The sequence below is a fragment of the Xanthomonas pisi DSM 18956 genome (genome assembly GCF_001010415.1).
GTDB lineage: Bacteria > Pseudomonadota > Gammaproteobacteria > Xanthomonadales > Xanthomonadaceae > Xanthomonas > Xanthomonas pisi.
This window is the reverse complement of record NZ_JPLE01000189.1, coordinates 1-274: the sequence shown is the minus strand read 5'-3', so window position 1 is coordinate 274 and position 274 is coordinate 1. Positions and strand designations below refer to the sequence as shown.

Below are 274 nucleotides of genomic sequence, written 5' to 3'. Positions count from 1 at the left end.
CCGGTGCTGCCGGTGCCCAGATTCAACGCACCGTTGCTGGTGACGCTGAGCGCGCCGGTGTTGAGGTTGCCCAGGGTGAGCGTGCTGGCATCGACGATCTGCGTTGCGCCGCCGGTGAGATTGACCGTGCCGGCGAAATGATTGCCGATGTCGGTCAGTGCCACCGTGGCGCTGCCGGCGTCGATGCTGCCAGGCCCATTGACGCTTAGCGCGCCGGTCTGGGTGATGGCGCCATTGTTGCTGGTGGCGGTCAAGGCGCCGGTGCTGCCGGTGC

1 protein-coding gene is annotated in these 274 nt (G+C 67.5%); it reads right to left on the bottom strand.

Annotated elements, in window-relative coordinates:
* On the bottom strand, window positions 1-274 hold a 274-nt coding region (locus Y887_RS20750), incomplete at both ends, for a hypothetical protein (protein WP_046965594.1).